Source organism: Kribbella sp. DT2, assembly GCF_049844575.1.
Lineage (GTDB): Bacteria > Actinomycetota > Actinomycetes > Propionibacteriales > Kribbellaceae > Kribbella.
Genome location: NZ_JBNCLH010000003.1, coordinates 121,230 through 135,639, shown reverse-complemented (window position 1 = coordinate 135,639; position 14,410 = coordinate 121,230). Strand labels below are relative to the sequence as shown.

Annotated in this window: 16 protein-coding genes; 5 read left to right on the top strand and 11 right to left on the bottom strand. The window is 69.6% G+C overall.

Features of this window, described 5'->3' with window-relative positions; all coding sequences use genetic code 11:
• The first annotated feature begins 12 nt into the window (after positions 1–12).
• Entirely contained in the window at positions 13–714 is a 702-nt protein-coding gene (locus ACLQ2O_RS14160; RefSeq protein WP_425831219.1) for a TetR/AcrR family transcriptional regulator C-terminal domain-containing protein, read from the top strand.
• Here the strand turns inward: ACLQ2O_RS14160 and ACLQ2O_RS14155 are convergent.
• The 5 genes from ACLQ2O_RS14155 to infC all read right to left on the bottom strand — a co-directional run bounded on the left by ACLQ2O_RS14155 (position 711) and on the right by infC (position 3,969).
• Positions 711–1,664: a CehA/McbA family metallohydrolase gene (locus tag ACLQ2O_RS14155; protein WP_425831217.1), complete on the bottom strand. Its 954-nt coding sequence runs from the start codon at positions 1,662–1,664 to the stop codon at positions 711–713. The two genes, ACLQ2O_RS14160 and ACLQ2O_RS14155, sit on opposite strands and share 4 nt — an antisense overlap.
• Positions 1,661–2,473: a TrmH family RNA methyltransferase gene (locus tag ACLQ2O_RS14150; protein ID WP_425831215.1), complete on the bottom strand. Its 813-nt coding sequence runs from the start codon at positions 2,471–2,473 to the stop codon at positions 1,661–1,663. The genes ACLQ2O_RS14155 and ACLQ2O_RS14150 overlap by 4 nt, the downstream gene beginning before the upstream one ends.
• Before the next feature lie 29 nt (positions 2,474–2,502).
• Positions 2,503–2,889, bottom strand: a complete 387-nt coding sequence (rplT, locus tag ACLQ2O_RS14145; RefSeq protein ID WP_425831213.1) for a 50S ribosomal protein L20 — start codon at positions 2,887–2,889, stop codon at positions 2,503–2,505.
• Between the two features lie 80 nt (positions 2,890–2,969).
• Positions 2,970–3,164, bottom strand: coding sequence for a 50S ribosomal protein L35 (rpmI, locus tag ACLQ2O_RS14140; RefSeq protein ID WP_184797284.1), 195 nt, complete (start codon positions 3,162–3,164; stop codon positions 2,970–2,972).
• Positions 3,165–3,246: 82 nt separating this feature from the next.
• Entirely contained in the window at positions 3,247–3,969 is a 723-nt protein-coding gene (infC, locus tag ACLQ2O_RS14135; RefSeq protein WP_425831211.1) for a translation initiation factor IF-3, read from the bottom strand.
• Positions 3,970–4,269: 300 nt separating this feature from the next.
• Here infC and ACLQ2O_RS14130 point away from each other — a divergent pair, with 300 nt between their 5' ends.
• A complete protein-coding gene (locus ACLQ2O_RS14130; protein WP_425831209.1) occupies positions 4,270–4,689 on the top strand; it encodes a DUF1844 domain-containing protein in 420 nt (139 codons plus the stop codon).
• Positions 4,690–4,704: 15 nt separating this feature from the next.
• On the opposite strand, the gene ACLQ2O_RS14125 is transcribed toward ACLQ2O_RS14130, so the two are convergent.
• Entirely contained in the window at positions 4,705–5,253 is a 549-nt protein-coding gene (locus ACLQ2O_RS14125) for a TetR/AcrR family transcriptional regulator (protein ID WP_425831207.1), read from the bottom strand.
• Between the two features lie 100 nt (positions 5,254–5,353).
• Between ACLQ2O_RS14125 and ACLQ2O_RS14120 the strand changes: the two genes are divergently transcribed.
• Positions 5,354–6,100: a CPBP family intramembrane glutamic endopeptidase gene (locus tag ACLQ2O_RS14120; RefSeq protein ID WP_425831205.1), complete on the top strand. Its 747-nt coding sequence runs from the start codon at positions 5,354–5,356 to the stop codon at positions 6,098–6,100.
• Here the strand turns inward: ACLQ2O_RS14120 and ACLQ2O_RS14115 are convergent.
• From ACLQ2O_RS14115 to ACLQ2O_RS14095, 5 genes are all read right to left on the bottom strand, one after another.
• A complete protein-coding gene (locus tag ACLQ2O_RS14115; RefSeq protein ID WP_425831203.1) occupies positions 6,097–7,251 on the bottom strand; it encodes an FAD-dependent oxidoreductase in 1,155 nt (384 codons plus the stop codon). The two genes, ACLQ2O_RS14120 and ACLQ2O_RS14115, sit on opposite strands and share 4 nt — an antisense overlap.
• Positions 7,244–7,921, bottom strand: coding sequence for a TetR/AcrR family transcriptional regulator (locus ACLQ2O_RS14110; RefSeq protein ID WP_425831201.1), 678 nt, complete (start codon positions 7,919–7,921; stop codon positions 7,244–7,246). Before ACLQ2O_RS14110 ends, ACLQ2O_RS14115 begins: the two co-directional genes overlap by 8 nt.
• A gap of 110 nt (positions 7,922–8,031) precedes the next feature.
• Positions 8,032–8,952, bottom strand: a complete 921-nt coding sequence (locus ACLQ2O_RS14105) for a carbohydrate ABC transporter permease (protein WP_425831199.1) — start codon at positions 8,950–8,952, stop codon at positions 8,032–8,034.
• On the bottom strand, positions 8,949–9,827 hold the full coding sequence (locus ACLQ2O_RS14100) for a carbohydrate ABC transporter permease (protein ID WP_425831197.1): 879 nt from the start codon (positions 9,825–9,827) through the stop codon (positions 8,949–8,951). The genes ACLQ2O_RS14105 and ACLQ2O_RS14100 overlap by 4 nt, the downstream gene beginning before the upstream one ends.
• 4 nt (positions 9,828–9,831) lie before the next feature.
• Positions 9,832–11,124 (bottom strand): ABC transporter substrate-binding protein, encoded by a 1,293-nt coding sequence (locus tag ACLQ2O_RS14095; protein ID WP_425831195.1) that lies wholly within the window; start codon positions 11,122–11,124, stop codon positions 9,832–9,834.
• Between the two features lie 94 nt (positions 11,125–11,218).
• Between ACLQ2O_RS14095 and ACLQ2O_RS14090 the strand changes: the two genes are divergently transcribed.
• Positions 11,219–12,235, top strand: a complete 1,017-nt coding sequence (locus ACLQ2O_RS14090) for a LacI family DNA-binding transcriptional regulator (RefSeq protein WP_425831193.1) — start codon at positions 11,219–11,221, stop codon at positions 12,233–12,235.
• A gap of 294 nt (positions 12,236–12,529) precedes the next feature.
• A complete protein-coding gene (locus tag ACLQ2O_RS14085) occupies positions 12,530–13,696 on the top strand; it encodes a glycoside hydrolase 5 family protein (RefSeq protein ID WP_425831191.1) in 1,167 nt (388 codons plus the stop codon).
• Positions 13,697–14,410: the final 714 nt, after the last annotated feature.

Below are 14,410 nucleotides of genomic sequence, written 5' to 3'. Positions count from 1 at the left end.
TAGACTGAGCCCATGGAATCGATCTGGACGAGGCAACGGACCGCCGCTCCGGCCCGCGAGACGCTCAGCCGCGACCAGATCGTCAAGGCGACCATGGAGCTGCTGGACACCGAGGGCCTGGCCGGCCTGAGCATGCGCAAGCTCGCCGCCCGCCTCGACTCCGGCGCGACCAGCCTGTACTGGCACGTGCAGACCAAGGACGACCTGATCGACCTGGTGATCGACGAGGTGTACGGCGAGATCGACGTCCCGGACGCCGAGCTGGCCGGCTGGCGGCCCGGGGTGCTGCTGTTCGCGCACAGCCTGCGCGCCGCCGTACTGCGGCATGGCTGGCTGCCCGAGGTGATCTACACCCGGCCGAGCATCGGGCCGAAGGCCATCACGTTGGGGACGCGGGGCCTGGCCCTGTTCGCCGCCGCCGGCTTCAGCGGCCGCGACACCGACTACGCGATGGGCAGCGTGATGTCACTGGTCCTCGGCCTCACCAGCTCCGAGGCGGTCGCGCAGCGGACCCTGCGTAAGGCCGGTCAGACGGCCGAAGAGTGGACCGGTGAGATTCTGGCGGAGGCCAAGCAGGTCACCGCCGAGCACCCGGAGATGCACGAGTCCCTGCGACGCCGCAGCGCGGTCGACTTCGCCCAGCTGCAGAACGAGCAGTTCGCCTACGGTCTCGACAGCCTGCTCGACGGGCTGGAGAAGCGGCTGACGCCCTAGAGGTGGACCGGGTTGGTCCAGGCCCGTCCGCCGGCGGCGTCCTGGACGGTGATCCGGCAGTGGGTGCCGCGGAACATCTTCACGGGGAGTGCGCCCTCGGTCAGGTCGGGGCCTTCGATGACCTCCGCGCCGGGGCGACCACCACTCAGCAGGATCTTCGTCGCGGGCGAGCAGCGCACGACAACTCTGTCGTTCTCGAGGTGGACGTCGTACAGCTCGGGGCCGGTGCTGGAGTAGTAGTCGCCGGCCATCAGCGCGGTCACCAGGCTGGCCGGGTCGAGGGACTCGGCACGGACGTGGACCCACGCCTGGCACGGCGGTGGATCCTGCGGTTGCAGGTGGGCGTCGTCGGCGGCGTACGTCGTCAGCCGGTGACCGCGATTGAGCAGTACGTCGGTGAGGTGCCAGCTGTCGCCGCGGTTCTCACGGTCGGCCAGGGCGTTGTACACCTCGACCGCATGGGCCGCGTCGAGGCTTTCCGCGTCGACGGTGGTCAGCAGCGACGCCGACGGGTGGGCCATGCCGACGAAGGCTCCTGCTGCCCGCGCTCGCCGGGCCAACTCGGGGCCGGTCTCGGCCTGGGACGGCGGCGGGAAGTCGAGCGGGAGGCCCGCGGCCACGATGTGCCACTGCTGTCCCGCCTCGGTGACCGGTGCGTGGAGCTCGGCGCCGATCAAGGTGGTGAAGCCGTCCGACCGCAGGTCCCGCGTGTCCGTCATCGGGTAGCCGTACTCGGGCCGGAAGTGGTCGGTGATCGCGACGAAGTCGTAGCCGGCCTCGCGGTAGACCCGCGCGGTCTCGTACGGCGACAGCGCGCCGTCGGAGCGGTCGGAGTGTGTGTGCAGGTTCCCGCGCCAGAAACGGCCGGGCCGGTCGAACGGGAGGCCCGAGGCGGTTGCCGTGGCTTCACCGGGCCGGTCCGAGGCGGCCTCGCCGGCCGAGGAGCTCACCGGCGCTGGGCGCGGGCCGAGGCGTACAGGCAGACAGCCGCGGCGGTCGCGAGGTTGAGGCTTTCGGCGCGGCCGTAGATCGGGACCTTCACCGAGCGGTCGACGATCGCGTCGTACCCGTCGGGCAGGCCGTGCGCCTCGTTGCCGAACAGCCAGACGGTCGGCTTGGCGAGCGTGCCGTCGTCGATGCACTCGTCCAGGTCGACGCTGCCGTAGCCGTCGGCGGCGAGCACCTGGATGCCCTGGTCCCGCCACGCCTTCGCGGCCGCGGGAATCTCCACGTCGAGCGAGATCGGCAGGTGGAACAGGCTGCCGACGCTGGCCCGGACAGCCTTCGGGTTGTGCGGGTCGACGGACTCCGCGGACAGGACGACGGCGTCCGCGCCGGCCGCGTCGGCGGTCCGGATCAGGGTGCCGACGTTGCCCGGGTCGCGGACCTGGACGCCGACGGCCACGAGGGACGCCGTACGGCGTACCGCCTCGTCGAGCGGGACGTCGACGAGCGAGCAGACGGCGACCACGCCCTGGGAGGTGACGGTCTCGCTGAGCGCTTCGACGGCGGCCCGGTTCACCTCGAGCCAGGGCACGCCGGCCACCGTCGCCAGGTCCCGCAGGTCGCGGTGCCGGGTGGCGACGTCGGGTTCGGCGTACACCTCGATGACGCGTTCGCGGTGCTCGAGCGCTTCCCGGACGGCCTGGGGGCCTTCGACCAGGAAGCGGCCGGACTTGCGCCGGAACGCACGAGTGGCGAGCCTGCGGGCCTGCTTGATCCGCACGGATTGCGCGGTCAACAGACCGGGGCTCGCCACTCGACTGCTACTACTGGGTGCGGTGATGCTCAGGCCGCGGTCGACGGCGCGTTGACGTCCGCCGGCAGCGCGGCCTTGGCGACGACGACCAGCGCGCTGAACGCGGCCGGGTCGTTCACGGCCAGGTCGGCCAGGATCTTGCGGTCGACCTCGACCTCGGCCAGCCGCAGGCCCTGGATGAACCGGTTGTAGGTCAGGCCTTCGGCGCGGGCGCCCGCGTTGATCCGCTGGATCCACAGCTTGCGGAAGTCGCCCTTGCGCGCCTTGCGGTCACGGTAGGCGTAGACGAGCGAGTGGGTGACCTGCTCCTTGGCCTTGCGGTACAGGCGCGAGCGCTGCCCGCGGTAGCCGCTGGCCTGCTCGAGTACGACCCGGCGCTTCTTGTGGGCGTTGACTGCCCGCTTCACGCGTGCCATGAGGTGTTACTCCTTGTATTTCTGCGCCGGAGAAGTCGATCCACTCGGCGGGGCTGTTCGGGGGGTGGAAAAGGCGGAGCTCAGATACCGAGGAGCTTCTTGGCCTTCTTGACGTACGACGGCGCGACCTCGACGGTGCCGGACAGGCGACGCTTGCGCTTGGACGACTTCGCCTCGGCGAGGTGCCGGACACCGGTCTGCTCGCGGCGGAGCTTGCCCGAGCCCGTGACGCGGACGCGCTTCTTCATCCCCGAGTGGGTCTTCATCTTCGGCATGGCTGTGTTCTCTCGTTTCTTCGTTGACTCGAACCGGTGGTCCGGCTCCGGCGGCAGGTCACCCGACGGCCGGAGCGACGGATCACTCCGGGTCGAGGTTGTCGGCCGGACCCTTCGGCTTCTTGGTGGCGCCGGCGGCTTTCTCGGCCTCGAACTGCTGGAGCTGCGCGGCCCGCTCGAGGCGCTCGGCCTCTTGCTCGGCCTCGTGCTCGGCAAGCTTCTTGGCCTTCTCGGCTTCCACGTCCACGCGCGCCTCGGACTTCTTCTTGTGCGGTCCGAGCACCATGATCATGTTGCGGCCGTCCTGACGGGGCGAGGACTCGACGAAGCCGAGCTCGGTGACGTCTTCGGCCAGCCGCTGCAGCAGCCGGAACCCCAGCTCGGGGCGGGACTGCTCGCGACCACGGAACATGATCGTGATCTTGACCTTGTCACCGGCACGCAGGAACCGGACGACGTGACCTTTTTTGGTCTCGTAGTCGTGCGGATCGATCTTCGGCCGCAGCTTCATCTCTTTGATGACCGTGTTGGTCTGGTTCCGGCGGGACTCGCGCGCCTTCTGCGCGGTCTCGTACTTGTACTTGCCGAAATCCATCAGCTTGCACACCGGCGGGCGGGCCGTCGCGGCGACCTCGACCAGGTCGAGATCGGATTCCTGTGCCAACCGAAGAGCGTCTTCGATCCGGACGATGCCTACCTGCTCACCGTTCGGTCCGACCAGACGCACCTCGGGAACGCGGATGCGCTCGTTGACGCGCAGTTCAATGGTGATGGGTCCTCCTGGGTTGTTCGATACTGGTGCCACCTGCTGATCGCACCGGAGATCTCTGCCGGGAACGACAAAGGCCTCCGTGCGCGATCCACACGAAGGCCCAATTCCCAGATCGACGACCCACCAACCCCAACCGCGGGGTGGTTCGCCGTACGATCGCCGCGGTAACTCCGGCGGTGAAGCCGGGAACCTCGGCGTGACCGGGACCCGCCGACTCTTCGTCGACTGGGTGGGAGGTGGCCCTCCGCTTAGACTCGAACCGTTGGCAGCCCTGAACTATTCCACTCAGGGGCCACCCTCGGACCGAGTCGGTCGCCATGTAAGAGTAACAGCATGACCGACCCGATCTCCACTTCGCCCGATGCCGCCGCCGACTCCCCCGTTGCCGAGGAGTCGCGGGTGGATCCGATGTCGACTGTCTCCCGCGACATCGCCGAGGTGCCGAGCGTGGAGATCATCTCGACCGCGGCCCTGCACCTGATGAGCGCCGCCGCCGTCAACCTCGGCCTGGCCGAGGACCTGCCCGAGCACCAGGACCTGGACGAGGCCCGTTCGCTGATCGACGCCCTGGCCGGCCTGCTCGACGCCGCCGCCCCGAGCCTCGGTCACCACCACGCCGCTCCCCTGCGCGACGGGCTGCGTTCGCTGCAGCTCGCCTTCAAGGAAGCCTCGACCATCCCGGACGAGCCGGGCACCGGGCCGGGCGAGAAGTACACGGGCGAGGTCCACCCGAAGGCTTCCCGCCGCCGCTGAGCCTGTACGGCGTACTTAGCCCAGAGCCTCTGTCCACAGGTGCTCCACGGCGACGACCACCTCCGCCGGCGTGCGACCGCTCGGCGGATCGAGCATCGCGCCGTGAATCTGCGCCTCGATCCCTTGGACCACCAGCAACGCCGTCAGCTCCGGTGACGATCCACCGACTCCCAGCCGCCGGAGCTGGTCGGCCAACCGGTCAGCGATCTCCCGCTCCGTACGCCGGAAGGCCGCAACCAGCTCTGGTGTCCGCGGCGCCTGGTCGAACAACAACCGGTGCAGCTCCGGCCGATCGGTGTGCAGCTCGGCGACCCGCGCGACCAGCACCCGAAGGACTGCCGGCAGGTCCTCGTCGGTGAACTCCGCGAAGGTCGCGGCGAAGATCCGCGCCGCGGCGTCCAGGTGCTGCTCGGCCAGCGCGAGCAGCAGCGCGTCCTTGTTCGGGAAGTACTGGTAGAGCGACCCGACCGACACCCCGGCCCGCTCGGCGATCTTGTTGGTGGTCGCCGACGCGTACCCGTGCCGCTGGAAAAGCTGAGCAGCCGCCTCCAGGATCACCTCCACGGTCTCCCGGGACCGCTGCTGACGTGGGTGTTTGCGGGGTCCGACCACAGCGCTCCAATGCGAGTACCAAAACCTGACGATTACTCGCATTATGGATCAGATGGATCCCACGCTGAATGACCTGCCCGCGTACGTCGTCCGGATCCTGCCCGGCCTGCTCCTGATCACCGGCTGTCTCGCGCTCGCCCGCCGCGATCCGCTGCTACGGATCCTGCTGCTCGTGCTCGGTTTCGTGCTGATCCGGGACGCGATGACGCCGCTCGGTTTCTGGCGGCTCGGCGCCGCCGGCGAGGTCGTGCCGTGGCTGCGCTTCGTCGACAGCACCGCGATCCTGCTGGCGTTCGGTACGACGATCCTGCTGCTCACCGCCACGGTTCTCCGGCTCGACCGCGGCCTGCGTGAGCTGGTCCGCTGGGGTCGCGTCACGCCGCAGAACGTTGCCCTGGGCATCGGCGGCGGCCTGCTCGCGGCGGCGCCGGTACTGCTGATCTCGCAGCTCTGGCCGCTCGACGAGCGGGGTGGCGCCGTCAGCACCGGCGTACTGCCTGCGTTGCTGTTCTTCGCGCTCGCGGGGAATCTCGCCGAGGAGGTGCTGTTCCGGGGCTTCCTGCAAGGTCAGCTGCACCAGCGTCTCACTCCGAACCGCGCTGCCTTGCTCTCCGGGCTCTTCTTCGCGGCCTGTCACGCATTTCTCGCGGCGACGGTGACCTCGGTCGGCTGGCCGTTGCTGGTGTTCACATTGGTCGAGGGCCTGATCTGCGCCTTCCTCTGCCGCTATCGAGGGCTGGTCCCCGCCGTACTCGCGCACGGCACGGCCATCTTCGCTCTCGGCAGCGGCCTCGCCTAGTCGGCCAGGTGCTGGAAGAAGTCCACGGCGCCGGCGGGCGCGTCCGCGGCGAAGAGCAGGTCCATGTTGGCGGCGGAGCCGGCTGCCGATTCCTCGCTGCGGGGGAACAGGAGCTGCTCGTACTGCGTGAGCGCGGCCTCGGTGTCGTCGCGGTGCGCGAGCAGGGCCGCGGCAAGGTCGGCGGCGTCGAGGAGAGCCAGGTTCGCGCCCTCGCCGGCGAAGGGGGACATCAGGTGGGCAGCGTCGCCGAGCAGCGTGATGCCGGGGACGCGGGGCCACTGGTGACCGATCGGGAGGGCGTGGATCGGGCGCGGGGTCAGCGCCCCGTCGGCGGAGCGGATCAGGTCGAGCAGGCGGTCGTCCCAGCCGGCGAACTCGGCCAGCAGTTCGTCCTTGCCGGTCGGCGCCGCACCCTCGGCGACCCGCAGCGCGACGTACACGTGCAGGCGGTCGGGCTCGCGGTGCGCGAGGAGGCCCCGACTGTTGCCCAGAGCAAACATCATGCCGTCGCCGATCAGGTCCGCGGCGTCGCGGTGCTCACCGAGCAGGTCGAGCTCGACGAACGACAGACCCTCGTACTTCGGCATCGCCGGCGACACGAGCGGGCGGACCTTCGACCAGGCCCCGTCCGCACCGACCACGAGGTCCGCGGTCACGACCGAGCCGTCGGCCACAGTCAGCCGGCCGCCGGCCCCTTCCGCGTCCGCCGCACCTTCCGCACGTGCCGCATCTTCCGCGCCCGCCGGGCCTGTCGCGTCTGCCGACTGACCGGCGGCGATCTCGGTCACCTTCGAGCCCCAGCGGATCGTCTCCGGCGGCAGACTGTCGATCAGCAGGTTCCTGAGGTCCCGCCGGTGCACCTCCGGGCGTCCGCTCTCGCCTTTGTCCTCGTACCGCAGCACGGCGTACCGGTCGTAGATCCGCATCGCCTCACCGCCGGGATGCACGAGCCGCTCGAACGCGTCGTACAGGCCGGCCGCGCGCAGGGCGACCTGGCCGGAGTCGTCGTGGATGTCGAGCATGCCGCCCTGCGTGCGGGCGTCCGCCGAGGCGTCGCTCTCGTAGATCGTCGCCTCGACGCCGTTCACGTGCAGGATCCGCGCCAGCATCAGACCACTGAGGCCTGCGCCGACGATCGCGATGTCAGTCATGGTGTGCGCCTTCCAGCCGAGGAGTGCCGAGCACCCCGTTGATCAGGACGCGGAATCCCCACGCCAGTCGTGCTTCCCTAGGCCCGGACAGCAGGTCTTCGCCGTGCGCCGCGAGCTGCGGATGCTCCTCAGCGCGCACGGCCTGCAACTTCTTCAGCAACGGGTCCCAGGAGCCCTCCTGCCCCGCATGCTCAGCAGCCGACGCCGTCGCGTACTGCAGCAGCAGGTCCACACCCCACGCCGCCTGACTCATCGGCACGCCCCCCTCGTCCAGCAGAGCCAGCACCGTCTCCAGCAGCGCCAGGTACTTCGGCCCCGACGGTCGAGCGACCAGCGCTGCCTGCGCCAACTCCGGGTACTCCAGCAGGACCTCCGCGTACGACGTCAGCACCGCCTCCAGCCGCTCCCGCCAGTCCCCCACCTCCGGCGTGAGCTCGACGGACCCGAGCAGCTCGTCCAGCACCGCCGCATGCAGCTCCGCCGTGTTCCGCACGTACACGTAGAGCGAGGCCGCCCCCGTGTCGAGCTCGTCGGCCAGCCGCCGCATCGTCACCCGCCGCAGCCCCTCGACCCGCACCAGCCCGACCGCCGTCCGCACGATCCCGTCCCGCGTCAACGCAGCCTTCGCCGGCCGCTCCCGCCGACTCCGCGGCGCCTTGTCCTCAGTCACCCCTCCACCATAACGAACATGTTCGCTCCGAACAAGTTCGCCACGAACATGTTCGGCAGCGGGAAGAGGACAGCCCCGGCCGCGCACGGCGACCGGGGCCGGACGGCGTACTAGCCCTTGACCGCGCCTTCCTCGACGCCCTTGAAGAAGAAGCGCTGGAGGGTGGCGAAGACGATCACGATCGGGATGAACGCGATCATCGTGCCGGCCGCGATCAGGCGGGGGTTGTTGCTGAAGGTGCCGGACAGGTACTGCAGGCCGACGGTCAGCGTGTACTTGTCGGGGTCGGTGAGCACGATCAGCGGCCAGAGGAAGTCGTCCCAGGCGCCGATGAAGGCGAAGATCGCGACCACGCTGATCGTGCCGCGCACGCTCGGCAGCGCGATGTAGCGGAAGCGCTGCCAGACGTTCGCGCCGTCGACGATCGCGGCCTGGTCGACCTCGAGCGGGAGCGAGCGGAACGCGTTGTACATCAGCAGCACGTTCAGCGCGCCGATCATGCCGGGCAGCGCGACACCGAACAGCGTGTTCGCCAGACCGAACTCCCGCACCGTCACGTACTGGGAGATGATCGTGACCTCGCCGGGCAGCACCAGCGTCGCCAGGAACAGCCCGAGCACGATCTTGCGGCCCTTGAACTGCAGCCGCGACAGTGCGAAGCCGGCCAGCGACGACCCGACGATGTTGCCTCCGACAACCAGTACGGCGACCTGCAGCGAGTTGCGCATGTAGTCCCACACCGGGATGGTGTCGGCGACCGCGCCGTAGTGGTCGAGCGTCGGCTGGGCCGGCAGCAGCCGCGGGATCCGGGTGTAGATGTCCTCGCCCGATCCCTTCAGCGACGTGGACAGCTGCCACAGGAACGGCCCGATCGTGATCAGCAGCACGAACACGAGCAGGACGTAGCGGACCACCTTCTCGGTCGGCGACATCGCGTTGAAGCTGAACGTGCCGCGCCGGCGCTTGCGCACCGGCGTACCGGGTTCGTCCGGTACGGCGACCGGGCGGGCCGGGTCCGTCACCACACTCATGCGTCCGCCGCCTTCCGGTTGAGCCGGGCCAGGGCCAGCATCGGCACGACGGTGACGAAGAACAGCACGATCGACAGCGCGGACGCGTAGCCGAGGTTGCCCTCGAAGCCCTGGCTGTACTGCTGGATCAGCATCACCACCGACGAGTCGCGGCCACCCGGACCGCCGTTCCCGCCGCTGAGGATGAACAGCTCGGAGAAGACCCGCAGGGCCGACACCGAGATCAGGATCGCGATCAGGATCATCGTGCCCCGAACGCCGGGAATCGTGATGTTCGTGAACCGCCGGAACGCGCTGGCCCCGTCGACCGCGGCCGCCTCGTGCAACTCACGGCCGACGTTCCCGAGCGCGGCCAGGTAGATGATCATGTAGTAGCCGAGCCCCTTCCAGATCGTCAGGCTGATCGCACTGAACAGCAGCAGCCACTGGTCGGACAGGAACGGCAGCGGCCCGGAGATCACGCCGAGCTTCTCGGCCATCCCGTTCACCAGGCCGCGGTCGTCCAGGATCCACTGCCAGATCAGCGCGACGACGACCGCGGACGCCACCACCGGGGTGTAGAAGGCGGTCCGGAAGAACGTGATCCCGGGCAGCTTCTTCTCGACCAGGACCGCCAGCGCCAACGGAACGATCGTCAGGAACGGCAGGCAGACGATCATGTAGATGACGCTGTTCAGCAACGCGTAGCGCAGCTGCTCGTCGTGCAGCAGGGCCTCGAAGTTCTTCAGCCCGACGTAGGTCCCGCCGCCGATCGGCCTGGCATTGGTGAACGACAGGATGACGGTGTTGATCGACGGCCACAGGTTGAACACCAGCAACCAGGCGAGGGCCGGAACGACCAGCACCCACGGGGAGAACCACCGGTGGTAGCGCATCGCGTTACTGCGCCACCAGCTGGTCCGCCTTGGCCACCGCGGCGTCCAGGGCCTTCTGCGAGGTCACCTTGCCGGCGATCGCCAGCGAGATCTGCTGCTTGATGAAGTCGTCGGTCGCGCCGCTGATCACGGCCGGCTTCAGCGACTTGGCCTTGGCCAGCGACTCGAACGCGAGCACCTTGGCGTCGCTTTCCGGCGTACCGTCGGACTTGGAGAAGTACGGGTCGTTCGCGGACGCCTTGGTGGACGGGAAGATGTTCACGATCTTGGCGAACGCGGCCTGGTTCTCGACGTTGGTGACGAACTTGGCCAGCGCGATCGCCGCGGCCTGGTTCTTGGACTTGGCCGAGACCGACAGGCCCTGCACGTACAGCGGCGGGGTGTCCAGCGCCGGCGACGGGACGACCTTGCCCTTCAGCGACGGGTTGTCCTTCTGGAAGTCGACGATCGCGTTGCCGCCACCGGTGGTCCAGGCGACCTTGCCCTGGGTGAAGAGCTTGGAGTTGCCCAGGTACTCCTGGGTCAGGATGTCGCGCGGCAGGTAGCCGTTCTTGTACGCGTCGCGGTACTTGTCCAGCAGGGCGACGGCTTCAGGGCTGTTGAAGGTGAACTTCTTGCCGTCGTCGCTGAGGATCTTGACGCCGGCGTTGGTGAAGTCCTCGATACCGGGCAGCCGGCTCATCAGGTACTCCTTGCCGCCGGACTTGTCGTGCACGACCTTCGCGGCCGCGAGCAGCTCGTCGAAGGTCTTCGGCGGGTTCTTCGCGTCCAGGCCGACCGCGGCGAACTTGGTGGAGTTCCAGTAGTCGATGTCGGTGTTCAGGTACCAGGGGTAGCCGAAGGTGCCCTCGAGACCCTGGTACTGGTACGCCGTGACGCCACCCTCGACGTAGTCGGTCTTCACGGCCGGGTCGGCCGCGGCGACGTCGAGCAGCAGGCTCTGCTTGGCCAGCGGCAGCGCGAACTCCGGCGGCAGGTTGGTCACGTCGGGCAGCTGACCGGCCGAGGCCTGGCTGAGCACCTTCTTGTCGTACCCGTCGCCCGGCTGGTCGAGCCAGGTCACCTTGGTGCCGGGGTACTTGGCCTCGAAGGCCTTGATCACGCCTTCGACGTACGTCGTGAACTTCGGCTTCAGCGCCCAGGTCTGGAAGCTGACCTCACCGGTCACCTTCGCGTTCGCGTCGACCGTGGGCTGGGCGCCGGACGAGGACTCCTCGGACGACCCGAGGCCACAGCCGGCCAGGGTGAGTGCCGCGACGGCGAGAGCTGCCACCGGGGCGAGACGACGACTACGCATGGAATTCTCCTGAAGTGATAAACCGGTATAGCTCCTGCACTATCCACATCGTAGAATCCGCTGTCAAGGGTGGGGACCGACCAGGAGGTGGCCGATGGCCAGACCGACGATCGCCGACATCGCGGACCGCGCGGGGGTGTCCAAGGGCGCCGTCTCGTTCGCGCTGAACGGGCGACCCGGAGTGAGCGAGGCGACCCGGGCGCGGATCCTGGCGATCGCCGAGCAGATGGCCTGGCGGCCGCACAGCGCCGCCCGCGCGCTGGGTGCTTCACGGGTCGACTCGGTCGGGCTGGTGATCGCCCGGCCGGCGCGGACGCTCGGGGTCGAGCCGTTCTTCGCGCACCTGGTGTCCGGGCTGCAGTCCGGGCTGTCGGCGCACTCGATCTCGCTGCAGCTGCTGATCGTCGAGGACACCGAGGCGGAGATCGAGGTCTACCGCCGGTGGAACTCCGAGCACCGCGTGGACGGGGTGATCCTCGTCGACCTGACCGTGCGGGACCCGCGGATCGACGAGCTGAAGGCTTTGGAGCTGCCGGCCGTGGTGATCGGCGGGCGCGGCGGCAAGGGCGCGCTGCCGTCGGTGTGGGCCTCCGACCGGGACGCGATGCTCGCGGTCGTCGAGTACCTGGCCGCGCTCGGTCACCGGCGGATCGCGCACGTCGCCGGTACGCCGAACTTCCAGCACACCCAGCGCCGCATACGCGCACTCCGCGACGCCGCCCCCAGGCTCGGCCTGCTGGAGGCGCCGTCCCTCCCCACGGACTTCAGCGACGCCGAAGGCGCGGCAACCACCCGCAAACTGCTCTCCCAGGCCGTCCGCCCGACCGCGATCGTCTACGACAGCGACGTGATGGCCGTAGCCGGTCTCGGCGTCGCGATGGAGATGGGCGTCGCCGTCCCCGGCGAGCTCTCCATCGCCGCCTTCGACGACTCGATCCTCACCCAACTGATGCACCCCGCTCTCACGGCGCTCTCCCGAGACACCTTCGAGTTCGGCCGCCAGGCGGCAGAGGTCCTGCTCGAGGTCATCGCCCACCCCACCGCCACCATCAACAAGCGCACCGCCGACCCGGTGCTGACAGTCCGAGAGTCCACCGCTCCCCCGGCGTGAACCCCGCACCCGCCTCCGAACGTCCGAACGTCCGAACGTCCGAAGAAGCGCAATGCGTCCGAAGAAGGGGGCGCTATAGCCTCGAGTTCTTCGGACGCACGCGGATTCTTCGGACGCTCGGGGACAAGGGAAGCGGGGGCGGGGGTGAGCCCGCACCGGAGGACGACCGGCCCTCGGAAGCTTCTCGCCGCCGGCAGCGGCGGGACGTTTCAGCGACGTCATCCGGCGGGACGGCGGCGGCCCACCACCAGACGCTGTTTGCCCGATCCTCTAAACCGTTTTAGCATCATCCCCATGCTCTCGGATCCCGCCACACCCCGGTTCGGCGCGAACTACGTTCCTTCGGCCGGCTGGTTCTACAGCTGGCTGGACTACGACCCGGCGGCCGTCCGCCGGGACTTCGCCGACCTGGCCGGGATCGGGCTCGACCACGTGCGGGTGTTCCCGATCTGGCCGTGGATCCAGCCCAACCGGGCGATCATCCGCGAAGCGGCGATCGACGACCTGCTGGACACGATCGACGCGGCCGCCGAGCACGGGCTGACCGTCGCGGTCGACCTCATCCAGGGGCACCTGTCGAGCTTCGACTTCCTGCCGTCCTGGGCGCTCACCTGGCACAAGGCCAGCCTGTTCGAGGACCCGACAGTGCGCGACGGCCTCACGGCGTACTGCGAGAAGGTCGCCGCCGCGGTCGCCACGCGCGAGAACGTCTTCGCGATCACCCTCGGCAACGAGGTCAACAACCTCTGGCCCGACAGCACGACCACGCCCGAGGCCTCGACGGCCTGGGCGCAGGAGCTGCTGACCACGGTGAAGAAGGCCGCGCCGGACGTGCTCGCGCTGCACTCGGTCTTCGACGACGCCTGGTACAAGCCGGGCCACCCGTTCAGCCCGGTCGACGTGGTCGACCTGGGTGAGCTGAGCACCGTCCACTCGTGGGTGTTCAACGGGGTCTCTCGAGTGGACGGGCCGCTCGGCCCGGCGACCCTCACGCACGCCGACTACCTGGTGGAGCTCGCCGCGGCGACCTCACTGGACCCGGCCAGGCCGGTCTGGCTGCAGGAGATCGGCGTACCGGGCCCTGACATCCCGGTGGACCTGCAAGCAGAGTTCGTACGCCGTACTGTCGCGCAGGTCGTGCACAACCCGGCCCTGTGGGGCATCACCTGGTGGTCGTCGCACGACGTCGACCGCAGGCTGCTGGACTTCCCGGACCGCGAGTACGACCTCGGGCTGTTCACCGTCGACCACCAGCCCAAGCCCGCCGCGACCGCCCTCGCCGAAGCGATCGCGGAGATCCGCACCGGCGGAGTCCACCCGGCCGAGCCGACCACACTCACCGCGCCGTACAACCTGCGCACCGACCTCCACCGACGCGCGGAAATCGCCCCGGGCAGCGCCTTCCACCTCCAGTGGGTCGCCGCCCGCGCCGAAGGCCCGGTCCGGATCCTTCTGCCCTAACCGCCTTGCCGGATCCCCGCGCCCTAGCCGCCCCCGTACGGCGGGTGCCTGTCCGGGGCGCGAGGCCTGTCGCCCCTTGCCCCCTTCCTCCTCCCACCCCCTGCACCCCTCGCCGCCTCCCCTTCCCGCCGCCCTCCTGCACCCCTCGCCGCCGCGCCGCCTGCACCCCTCGCCGCCTGCCCGCCGCGCCGCGGCGCCGCCTGCCCGCCGCGCCGCCTGTCCGTCTCCCGGCCTCCTGCCTCCTGCCTCCTGCCTCCTGCCTCCTGCCTCCTGCCTCCTGCCTCCTGCCTCCTGCCTCCTGTCCTACCCGACCTCCCGCCCTTGCCCCATTTCGCGGGTTAACCCCTGGGCTTGTGGGTTCTCCCCCTGCATGCAGCCAGAGAACCCACCATTTGCAGGGTCAACCTGCAAAATGCGGTGGCGCCGAGCGGCCGCGGCTGGGTGGGCGGCTTGGCCAGCCGGCGAATGTCCACCGGGCACGGCGCCGAGCGACGGCGGGCGGGTGGCTGGCCGGTCAGTGGGGTACCGCCAGGCGCGGGGCATGCCAGGCGCTAGCCGGCGGGCGTCCGGCGCGAAGCGTCCCGTGTCCGGCGGGCGTCCGGCGCGGACGGCGGGTATCCGGCGCGACGCGTCCCGTGTCCGGCGCGGACGGCGGGTATCCGGCGCGACGCGTCCCGTGTCCGGCGCGGACGGCGGGTATCCGGCGCGACGCGT

Coding starts and splice junctions, on each gene's coding strand:
- ACLQ2O_RS14160 (WP_425831219.1), top strand. CDS start 13: ATGGAATCGATCTGGACGAGGCAACGGACCGCCGCTCCGGCCCGCGAG.
- rplT (WP_425831213.1), bottom strand. CDS start 2,889: ATGGCACGCGTGAAGCGGGCAGTCAACGCCCACAAGAAGCGCCGGGTC.
- rpmI (WP_184797284.1), bottom strand. CDS start 3,164: ATGCCGAAGATGAAGACCCACTCGGGGATGAAGAAGCGCGTCCGCGTC.
- ACLQ2O_RS14130 (WP_425831209.1), top strand. CDS start 4,270: ATGACCGACCCGATCTCCACTTCGCCCGATGCCGCCGCCGACTCCCCC.
- ACLQ2O_RS14120 (WP_425831205.1), top strand. CDS start 5,354: ATGGATCCCACGCTGAATGACCTGCCCGCGTACGTCGTCCGGATCCTG.
- ACLQ2O_RS14115 (WP_425831203.1), bottom strand. CDS start 7,251: ATGACTGACATCGCGATCGTCGGCGCAGGCCTCAGTGGTCTGATGCTG.
- ACLQ2O_RS14105 (WP_425831199.1), bottom strand. CDS start 8,952: ATGAGTGTGGTGACGGACCCGGCCCGCCCGGTCGCCGTACCGGACGAA.
- ACLQ2O_RS14100 (WP_425831197.1), bottom strand. CDS start 9,827: ATGCGCTACCACCGGTGGTTCTCCCCGTGGGTGCTGGTCGTTCCGGCC.
- ACLQ2O_RS14095 (WP_425831195.1), bottom strand. CDS start 11,124: ATGCGTAGTCGTCGTCTCGCCCCGGTGGCAGCTCTCGCCGTCGCGGCA.
- ACLQ2O_RS14090 (WP_425831193.1), top strand. CDS start 11,219: ATGGCCAGACCGACGATCGCCGACATCGCGGACCGCGCGGGGGTGTCC.
- ACLQ2O_RS14085 (WP_425831191.1), top strand. CDS start 12,530: ATGCTCTCGGATCCCGCCACACCCCGGTTCGGCGCGAACTACGTTCCT.